This is a genomic window from Paenibacillus sp. Soil766 (assembly GCF_001428105.1).
Classification (GTDB): Bacteria; Bacillota; Bacilli; order Paenibacillales; family NBRC-103111; genus Paenibacillus_E.
Map to the genome: position 1 here is coordinate 191385 of NZ_LMSJ01000054.1, position 10135 is coordinate 201519.

At 48.7% G+C, this 10135-nt stretch carries 9 protein-coding genes; 1 reads left to right on the forward strand and 8 read right to left on the reverse strand.

Annotated features, from left to right (window positions below):
- Nucleotides 1-624: 624 nt before the first annotated feature.
- Both ASG89_RS30340 and ASG89_RS30345 read right to left on the reverse strand, forming a co-directional pair.
- A complete protein-coding gene (locus ASG89_RS30340) occupies nt 625-1293 on the reverse strand; it encodes an HD domain-containing protein (RefSeq protein WP_057315072.1) in 669 nt (222 codons plus the stop codon).
- On the reverse strand, nt 1290-2333 hold the full coding sequence (locus ASG89_RS30345; RefSeq protein WP_057315073.1) for a TrmB family transcriptional regulator: 1044 nt from the start codon (nt 2331-2333) through the stop codon (nt 1290-1292). Before ASG89_RS30345 ends, ASG89_RS30340 begins: the two co-directional genes overlap by 4 nt.
- A 293-nt stretch (nt 2334-2626) precedes the next feature.
- On the opposite strand from ASG89_RS30345, the gene ASG89_RS30350 reads away from it, so the two are divergent.
- A complete protein-coding gene (locus ASG89_RS30350; protein ID WP_057315074.1) occupies nt 2627-3079 on the forward strand; it encodes a flavodoxin in 453 nt (150 codons plus the stop codon).
- A gap of 1304 nt (nt 3080-4383) precedes the next feature.
- Here the strand turns inward: ASG89_RS30350 and ASG89_RS30355 are convergent.
- From ASG89_RS30355 to ASG89_RS30380, 6 genes are all read right to left on the reverse strand, one after another.
- The gene (locus ASG89_RS30355; protein ID WP_057315075.1) at nt 4384-5070 is read right to left on the reverse strand and encodes an MgtC/SapB family protein; all 687 of its coding nucleotides are present in this window, start codon (nt 5068-5070) and stop codon (nt 4384-4386) included.
- 145 nt (nt 5071-5215) lie between these two features.
- Complete coding sequence (locus ASG89_RS30360) at nt 5216-5905, reverse strand: response regulator transcription factor (RefSeq protein WP_057315076.1); 690 nt, start codon at nt 5903-5905, stop codon at nt 5216-5218.
- Complete coding sequence (locus ASG89_RS30365) at nt 5902-7380, reverse strand: sensor histidine kinase (RefSeq protein WP_057315077.1); 1479 nt, start codon at nt 7378-7380, stop codon at nt 5902-5904. Before ASG89_RS30365 ends, ASG89_RS30360 begins: the two co-directional genes overlap by 4 nt.
- A gap of 4 nt (nt 7381-7384) precedes the next feature.
- On the reverse strand, nt 7385-8137 hold the full coding sequence (locus ASG89_RS30370) for an ABC transporter permease (protein ID WP_057315078.1): 753 nt from the start codon (nt 8135-8137) through the stop codon (nt 7385-7387).
- The gene (locus tag ASG89_RS30375; protein ID WP_057315079.1) at nt 8130-8867 is read right to left on the reverse strand and encodes an ABC transporter ATP-binding protein; all 738 of its coding nucleotides are present in this window, start codon (nt 8865-8867) and stop codon (nt 8130-8132) included. Before ASG89_RS30375 ends, ASG89_RS30370 begins: the two co-directional genes overlap by 8 nt.
- Before the next feature lie 79 nt (nt 8868-8946).
- Nucleotides 8947-9882, reverse strand: coding sequence for a hypothetical protein (locus tag ASG89_RS30380; RefSeq protein WP_057315080.1), 936 nt, complete (start codon nt 9880-9882; stop codon nt 8947-8949).
- Nucleotides 9883-10135 lie beyond the last annotated feature (253 nt).

Sequence of the window (10135 nt, forward strand, 5' to 3'; positions counted from 1 at the left end):
CTCTTTCCTCGTGAGGTTGATGAATCATTCTTTTTATTTTATCACATTTTGGAAGGAAAGGTGGTAGGGGGTGTTGGAGGGGGAGGAAATTAGGTTTAGCAGATTACCGAAGACATTACAGATATGTCAGAATCAATGGAGATAACAGCTACTTTCCCCCTTTTCGCTGGCCAATCGCAATTTGTGAATATATCGCCTCAGTGACTCCGATTGTTATAACACGTTATATTTCCTTCAGTCAGCAACGCCAAAAAAGATCTCTCTCTACAGTGTACGGAGATCCACAGATTGATTGAAATTGTGAGTGCTGGCGGGATTTGCTCCCACACACTGCTATGGACGAAATAACTGGATTTTATGTAGGTAATTTCGTGCTTTTTCGCTTGTTTTGGCATTTAAATGGAAAATATGCAGGTAATTTCGCCAGATTCTCTTATTTCTTTTCAAATGGCTTCGATTAGCTGTAGGAAATCCAGTTAATTGTAGTAAAGGGGAGAATACTGCCCAAATAACGGGAGAAAATCCATTTATTCGTTATGCTGGGTGGGTGGAGTGACGGTAGCGGGGCAAAGAGGGGGAGATCATGAGAAAAGAGAGCCCACCACTGGCTCTCCCCGGACAATCCTATCGCTCGCCTTCCCATTCCGCATAAAATTGCTGCAGATAGAGCTCCATGAAGCGATGCCGCTCCTCCGCGAGTTGCCTCGCGTAGGCCGTATTCATTAGCTCCTTCAACTTAAGGAGCTTCTCGTAAAAGTGATTAATCGCGGTGTCATTGCCCCCGCGATACTCCGCCTCCGTCATGTGCTCGCGCGCGATGACGGAAGGATCATGAATCGGGCGGCCTTTCCAGCCCGAATACGCAAACACGCGCGAGATGCCCACCGCGCCAATGGCATCCAACCGGTCGGCATCCTGCACGACCTGGCCCTCAAGCGTCGCTATCTTCGGCCGCGCGCCGCCTTTATAAGACATCGTGCTGATGATCTCCAGCACGTGTTCGACCTGCGCCGCCGGCGTGCCGCTGGCGGCGAGCCAAGCCTCCAGCTCGCGCTGCGCTGCAGCTGGATCGGCGTTGAGCTTCTCGTCGACAACGTCGTGAAGCAACGCCGCAAGCTCGCAAACGAAGCGGTCAGCGCCCTCTTGGGCGGCAATGCGCTTCGTCGTCTGCACCACGCGATAAATATGCCACCAGTCGTGGCCGCCGCTATCGCGCTCCAGCTTCTCCTTCACGAGCGCTTCCGCCGCGAGTAGTATCCGTTCTTGATCGACTTCAAGCTCAAACTGCATCATTTCTTCTTCTTCCTCTTCCCTTGTCCTGACTTTCCTTGTTCCACCTTTTCTTGCTCATTCTTCCCTTGTACTACCTCTCCTTCTTCCAGCTTCCCTTGTTCAGGCTTTGGCTTATCCTCTTTAGCGTTCTCGTCACTCATAATCTCCCTGCCGGATACGCCCGCATCAATATGTCCGAGTTCTCCCGCGATCTCATTCCCCGAATGAAGTTTAAGCGCAACCACTTTGCCCTCATCCGTTTTCTTCGGTTCAGGCACTTTGCCATCTATCTGTTTTTGTATGATCTTCTTAAAATTTTTGCCGTATTTATCCTCTAGTTTTGTACCCATATCTTGCTGAAGCTCCTGTAACACAACACTACTGCAAAAATGATTATACAACAACTCCACCATCGCTGGATGCTCGGTTATCATCGCCACTGTGGGATCTTCAACGCCGCGCGTGCCAATAATCGCCAGCTTGCGATCAATCAGTATCGCGAATTTACGCCCCTGCTGCCCCTTCAGACCATCGCCCCGTTTACGTGCAAATGGGTAGAAACCAGCTCCCGCATCGCGTGTCGGCATAACAATGACACGCACGCCGTGTGCAGACACCTCGCGGATATCGTCTCTCAGCAGCTTCGCTTCCTCCGGAGAAAGATCACAGAACGCTTCCTCTTTCGCTTTCCTCAGTTCTGAGCGGATACGCTCAATAACTCTGGTTTCACCCTCCAAGCTGAAATACTCAGACATATGTGTCTCTTGCTTGGGTAGATGCTCTTTCACATAGCGGATGGAGGCTTGCAGTTCCGCTTCCATTCGCTCGCCGATTTCTTCAATCGGCACGCTTTGATAGACAGTGGGCTCACCATGACTCGTGAGCACTGCGCCCTTTTCCGCCAGCTTTTGCAAAGCTGCGTACACGTTCGAGCGCGATACGCCAAGTCCTTTGGCGATTTCATAGCCCGTTTGAGTGCCACTCACTGCTAGTACGTGCAGACACTTAGCTTCCAGATCCGTGAAGCCAAGGTTTTTCAAATGCTGTAGAACATCTTCCATGGCGCAGCCCCCCTCATATCCCCATTGTAGCATGATCGAATCTATAGTCGTATCGTTTCACAGTACGTCCACTGAAAATTATTTATATTGACAATGATAATCATTATCAAATAATATGATGGAAGTTAATGGGTTGACTGTTGGACTATCGGTTGCTGCCTAATTGGCATATTTACATCTACTGTTCTGCTAGCAGCACACTGTTGTACTGCTATAGCTTTGCTGTTATAGCGCTTTGCCGTTATTCCCTTGATCCTGATCCCAAATTTTAATAACCCTATAGGAGGTACACCATGTCCAAAATTATCATCGTATACGCAAGCATGTCTGGAAATACAGAAGAACTCGCTGAGGCAATTGCAGCTGGTATTCAAGAGGCAGGGATCGAGCCTGTTCTCAAAAACGTCATGGATACGAACGCGAGTGAGCTTGAGCAATATGAAGGTGTTCTCCTCGGAGCATATACGTGGGGGGATGGCGATTTACCAGATGAGTTCGAAGATTTCTATGATGAAATGGATGACCTTAATCTCGAAGGACGCAAGTTCGGCGTATTCGGTTCTGCTGATTCCTCTTACACGTATTTTGGCAAAGCGGTGGATACACTCGAAGAGAAGCTAGCCGAAATTGGCGGGGAAAAAGTATTTGATGGCTTCAAGGTGGAACTCAATCCGTCCAAGGATGAGAAACAACAGTGTCACGAGCTAGGTGTCAAATTCGCAGCAGCTCTTAGTGTTTCTGCCTAAATAAAATAACCGCGGCAGATCTCTTGCCTTGCGCACTAATTTTGTGCGCTAGCATGCGACTGCCGGCGGGATCTCTTGCCTTGCTCACTAATTTGTGCGCTAGCGCGCGACAGCCCGCGGGATCCTTGCCTTGCGCACAAATTTTGTGCGCTAACGTGCGACAGCCGACGGGATCCTTGCCTTGCGCACTAATTTTGTGCGCTAGCGTGCGACTGCCGGCGGATCTTTTGCCTTGCGCACTAATTTTGTGCGCTAGCGCGCGACTGCCGGCGGATCTCTTGCCTTGCGCACTAATTTTGTGCGCTAGCGTGCGACTTCCGGCGGGGTTGCCTTGCGCACTAATTTTGTGCGCTAGCGCGCGACTGCCGGCGGATCTCTTGCCTTGCGCACTAATTTTGTGCGCTAGCGTGCGACTTCCGGCGGGAGCTCATGCCTTGCGCACTAATTTTGTGCGCTAGTGTGCGACAGCCCGCGGGACTTCTTGCCTTGCGCACTAATTTTGTGCGCTAGCGTGCGACTGCCGGCGGGATCTCTTGCCTTGCGCACTAATTTTGTGCGCTAGTGTGCGACTGCCGGCGGGATCTCTTGCCTTGCGCACTAATTTTGTGCGCTAGCGTGCGACTTCCGGCGGGATCCTTGCCTTGCGCACTAATTTTGTGCGCTAGCGTGCGACTTCCGGCGGATCTTTTGCCTTGCGCACTAATTTTGTGCGCTAGCGTGCGACTTCCGGCGGGATCCCTTGCCTTGCGCACTAATTTTGTGCGCTAGCGCGCGACTGCCGGCGGATCTCTTGCCTTGCGCACTAATTTTGTGCGCTAGCGTGCGACAGCCGGCGGGCTGCCTTGCGCACTAATTTTGTGCGCTAGCGTGCGACWGCCGGCGGGATCTCTTGCCTTGCGCACTAATTTTGTGCGCTAGCGTGCGACAGCCGGCGGGATCTCTTGCCTTGCGCACTAATTTTGTGCGCTAGTGTGCGACAGCCCGCGGGACTTCTTGCTTTGCGCACTAATTTTGTGCGCTAGTGTGCGACTGCCGGCGGGATCTCTTGCCTCGCGCACTAATTTTGTGCGCTAGCGYGCGACTGCCGGCGGGRTCCTTGCCTTGCGCACTAATTTTGTGCGTTAGCGCGCGACAGCCCGCGGGATCCTTGCCTTGCGCACTAATTTTGTGCGCTAGCGCGCGACTGCCGGCGGATCTCTTGCCTCGCGCACTAATTTTGTGCGCTAGCTAGCGAGGCCGCCACTTTCTAATATGTAAACGAAAAGACCGGAAAGCAGCCCTATGGCCACGATCCGGTCCCCTTCTTACAACGTTTCAACTTCGGCAATCTCAATGTACGTCATACTTTTCATCTCGTCATACACTTCAGAAGCATATTTGCGATCCACGTACACGATAAAGTTAAGCTCTTGCAGCTCCTGGTTCAATTCTTTGATATGAACACTTTTCATTTTGTACCCTTTGGCAATGATTGCTTTGATAATCGTTGTTAAATTCCCTTCATGGGAAACGATTAATCGCACACGAAGATCTTTCATGATCAGCGGTCTTGGCCCCATTTTTTTAATAAAATAAGGTAACACGATGACGCTGATGAGAATGAGCATGAGCCCGAAAAAGGCTTCAACATAGAATCCCGCTCCAACTGCAATCCCAAGACCCGCAGCTCCCCAAATCATGGCAGCCGTAGTCAAACCGATAATAACATCATTGTGCTTGCGCAGAATAACGCCTGCCCCAAGAAAACCGATCCCGCTCACCACCTGCGCCGCCAGCCTCATGGGATCCATGACATGCAAACCAGCAACAGCATACTTATTCGCCGATTCAATGGACACGATTGTTAATAGACAGCTGCTCAGGCAAATGACAAGTGACGTCTTCAGCCCAAGTGGCTTATTCCGAATTTCCCGTTCCAATCCAATAACTAATCCAAAAATTGCTGAAATCCCAAGTTTCATTAAAATATGCAGATCTACCGTAAATTCCATCAGCATTGACTCCCCTAGTTAAGTAACCTTTACAATATCTTAACAAAGTAACGATGTAAATAACCATTTGTCAAATGGGAATATGTTTATGCCGACAACCAAAAAGCCCGAGAAGAGTTAGGCAACTCCCCCCAAGCTTTCATAGTTAGATCCGGAAGCGATAGCCCGCTCCCCATATGGTTTCAATATATTGTGGATTCGAAGGATCCTGTTCCACTTTCTCTCGCAGCTTACGGATATGCACGGTCACTGTGGCAATCTCCCCCATGGCATCCATTCCCCACAACAGGTCAAACAATTGCTCCTTGCTGTATACCCGATTCGGATTCATCGCAAGATGAGTCAGCAGGTCGAATTCTTTGGTCGTGAACATAACCTCTCGCTCATTCACAAATACGCGTCGCGCCGTTTTATCAATCATCAATCCGCGAATGCGAACTTCATCGTTCCTCGTCTCGCGGCGTCCCATTAACCGTTCGTACCGAGCCAAATGAGCTTTCACTCGAGCCACCAGCTCACTGGGACTAAACGGTTTGATCATATAATCATCGGCACCCAGGCCGAGACCACGTATCTTGTCGATGTCTTCCTTTTTAGCTGAAACCATGACGATTGGAATGTCTTTCACACTCCGAATACGTCGGCAAATTTCAAAACCATCCATAATAGGAAGCATGAGATCAAGAATTACCAGATCATATTCTATCGTTAGTGCCCGCTCCAGTCCTCGTTCACCACTAGTTTCAATATCAACCTCGTACCCGTTAATTTCCAAATAATCGCGTTCTAGCTCGGCAATGCTTTGTTCATCTTCTACGATCAAAATCCGACTCATGTTTCGCTTCCCTTCCCCTGATAAAGTGGTAAGGCCATAAACACGGTAGTGCCCAGCCCCAGCACGCTCGTTGCGCCAATACGCCCACTATGCTCTTCGATGATTTGCTTCGCAATTGCTAAGCCTAGCCCGCTGCCTCCAGTTGCCGTATTACGCGAAGGATCTGCGCGGTAGAATCGATCAAAAATATACGGAAGCGCCTCCTCCGAGATGCCCTGGCCGTTATCCTTGATTTGAATAACAGCGAATTCGTCCTGTCGCATCACGCTTAACCTAATCTGACAGTTACCTTCTTCACTGTATTTAACTGCATTCTCTATTATGTTCAGAAGCACACGTCTAAGCTTATCACGATCCGCTGTAACCAAGATTCGATCTTGTGGCAGATCGGCAAGTGTAAACTGGACCCCTTTTTTCTCCATATCAAATTGTAATTCCTGCGCACAATCCTGCACGTAGTTGCCTAGGTCGACGGTCTCGAATTGAAACGGAACTTTACCCAGATCCAACTTGGAAAATAGAAACAGCTCATCAATCAGCCGATCCATATCCGCCGCTTTGTTATAAATGGTTCGTATATATTTATCCAGTTTATCTGGTGAATTCGAAACACCGTCCATAATGCCTTCCACATAGCCTTTGATGGCAGTCACTGGTGTTTTCAAATCATGGGAAATATTCGAAATAAGCTCCTTACGATTCTCCTCATATTGGAGTTGAAGCTCCACGGATTTCTTGAGTTTACGACGCATTTCTTCAAAAGCAACACTGAGCTCGCCAAGTTCATCTTTCCCATGTGGAACAATCTGAAAGTCCAAATTGCCTTCTTTAATGTCTTCAGCAGCCCGCTTCAAAGCGCGTAGTGGCCGAATAATGCTGCGCGAAACGAAGTAAGTCAGCACGCCATTTGTAGCGATGAGGATGAATATGAAAGTTAAGAAAACCGTTTTTGAGAATTGGAGCAAATATTTCTGAAAAGGACCGCCATCGAGAAATACGAATACCGTTCCTTTACTCTGATCCGAGAACAAGAAATCCTGCTGTCTAGTTATCCACAGGGAACCTTGATTCCGCTGAAATTTCCCTGGTGGTGTACCGTAAAGTGGGAGCTGCGAGGTGTCCCCGGCTTCTTTTTCTTTCAGATAAGAAGATAAATACGTAATGGATTGATCCTTTCGAATGATCAGCCCCATATTAATTTTGTGAAACCGCTCGTTCAAGTCCTTCACAAACGATTCCTGCAGAAAGGCATCCGGATCCATTTCAATTTTGGCCTTGATGTACGCGACATTTTCCGCTTCCTGATCAATAACACGTTTAATGGGGTTGCCATGCTGCGAAAAGTCGACATCAAAGCCGGATTTCAAGTTCCCGAAAGTAGCGATGCTGATGAGAATGACGGCTAGCCCAAAGAGCACAAGCGGTACGAGCAACATGGCAATATAGGACAGAACTAGCCGTACACGAATCGACATCGAGTTAAATCTCCTTTTTATCGAACAAATAATAACCTGCTGTAAAAAATAGTATACTGCACGCTATCAAAAACATAAAGATCGAGAAAATCTTGCTCGCCACCATCGAACCGCCAACCCATAGCATATGCCAATCCATGTAAGCTGTCGGCGAGTAAGTTGCGATTTGTGGGAGGAAGAACGCCGCTACTTTGAACGCCAAGTAGAGGAGGATGCTGACTGTCAGCGCCGAGCTGCTGCTCGAAAAGAATTGTGCCAGACATACTGCGGCGATACTCAAGGCAACCAAGGGTACGAACGCAGCGCCGTAGGCAAGCAACCAATTGGCGAGTGTACCGATGCCACCGAAATGTTGAAACAGCAAAGCCGAGAGCATCGATGCGATGAGCGCTACAACTAAATAAAGAGCAATATAGATGGCAAGTGCTAGTTGTTTGGAAGCAAATACTTTGAAACGGGAGAGTGGTCGAGTTAGGATGTTTTTCATCGTCCGATCCCCCATCTCACCCGAGAACACATCCGCGGCACCCATAAACACGAACAGAGGTAAGAAAATCGTCGTAAACAAGCCCAACATGACGATGGGGAAATCCTTCGCAGCGATCGCACCGATGCCGATACCATCCTGGAACCGTGATAGCAAGATACCAGCTAGAATGGGCAGCAACAGGGTGACGGCTAGAAAGAAGATGGTTTTCTTTTTGTAGGCTAATTTGAGTGTCTCGTTCCAAACGTTAGCCGTTAAAATGCTAGGCATTGGCGGCCAGCCCCCTGACTGCTTGAATTTCTCGTAGGTAAGCGGCCTCCAAGGATGGGCTGCCCTTGATCAAATCGGAGACGAGTCCCTCACGGACGAGCTTACCTTGATGAATAATGCCAATGCGATTGCACATTAGCTCCATTTCGTGAATGAGGTGAGAGGAGATTAAGAACGTAATCCGTTCTTCTCGTGCCAACCGCAGGATGATTTCACGAATGTGAACCATGCCCTCGATATCGAGACCGTTCGTCGGCTCATCGAGAATGAGAAGCTCCGGCTTAGCAAGCATCGCGGCCGCTAGGCCGAGCCTTTGCTTCATGCCCAGTGAGTAACCCGCTACCTTTTCGTGCTGAAAAGGGGTTAAATCAACAATCTCCAGCACTTCATCTATTCGCTCCTTGCTCACACCTGGATACAATCGTGCCGCTTGCTCCAGGTTCCTTCTGCCGCTCATGTAAGTGTACGCTTCTGCCGTTTCAATCAATACGCCGACTTTCGCCATCGCTTGCTCGTACTGCGTTTTCACGTCGTAGCCGAACAGCTTCACCTCACCTTGCTGCGCTCGAGAAAGGCCTGTCATGATCTTCATGACGGTTGTTTTCCCCGCTCCGTTTGGCCCAAAAAAGCCATATATATCCCCGCGCTGCACTGTCATATTAACTTGATGGATGCCGCGGAGGTTGCTGAATATTTTCGTTATATTGCTGAGTTCAACGACGTGTTTCATGCCGCTTCCACCTTTCAAAAGAGAATGAGGAGGTCAACCGAAGTTGATGGCTCCTCTTTGGGTTATTATTAATCAGAGCTTAGTTCTTGTCGCCCCACTTTTTATGACCAGACATCTCATCGAACTTCACGTTCTCTACTTGCTTGCCGTTCAAATCAACCGTATCTGGCGTTGTCGAGTTTACGCTGGATAGTGTCATGTCAATACGAAGCACAACGTCATGCTCAGCGCCTTGCTCATCCTTACCGGATAAATGAATTTGTGCAGATTGACTTGTAATGTGGTCGTCCCCATCCACGCTCGCATTCACTTCCACTTCATCCATAGAAATATCGGAAGCAAGCTGTGGCAAGCTGTTTCTTAGTGTCCCAAGGTCAATCCCCAGCGTGTTCGCTTTGGTTGGCATTGGCTCATCTTTGGCCATCACACCATGTTTGATGACAAGTGAACCCACGGTATTCACAATCGGAGAAATCTGACTACCGGAAAGTTTAAAATGAATTTCCTTACCGTTACCAGCTGTGTCGTCCATCGTGACATAATTTTTCAAATTGCCGACTAGAGCATCCACCACATTTTCCACTTCGCTGATAACTTCTGGGTCTGCCGTATGGTTGCCTTTGTTATGGCCTTTGAACTTCGCTGGCGCATCGTCTCCTTCGATGACTTTGTACACGTCAGAATCGGCTGTTTTGATAATCTGCTTACCATCTTGGCTGTAGAATTGAATGGTTTGTTGTTCATTAGTGCCATTAAGTACATTCACTTGTGCACTTCCAGCGTGATCGGCTCCGCCGGTTTTAATCGTTGATTTCACTTGGAGCAAGGAAGCTCCATTGTCTTGTAAAGACACGTTCACTTGGCGTGTTACGTTCTTAATCGTCGCTGTTTGTTTCACAGCAGTTTTGAAAGCTTCATATCCGGGAGCCTCTCCCACACCTGCATATACGGAAGTCACTAGCATCATGCTGCCAACTGCTACACCTAATCCCAACATCGCTAACTTCTTATTCATCTCGTCCTGCCTCCGCGTAATTCATACGCTTTCTCTAATTTGGCTGCGCCTTGCGCTTCCATATGACTATCTTAGCCCTCAAGAGTTAATTGCCACTAAACCGCTTATTAACACCGCCTAAAACAATTCTTAAATATTTCTAAACTGGGGGTGGGCGCATAGGGAGTTAGCTAGTTGAGAGATGGTGCAGGGGGATGTGTGAGTTGATTGAAGAGTAGATATTTGTGGGAAAGTTGTGTACTTGCTAGGTGTG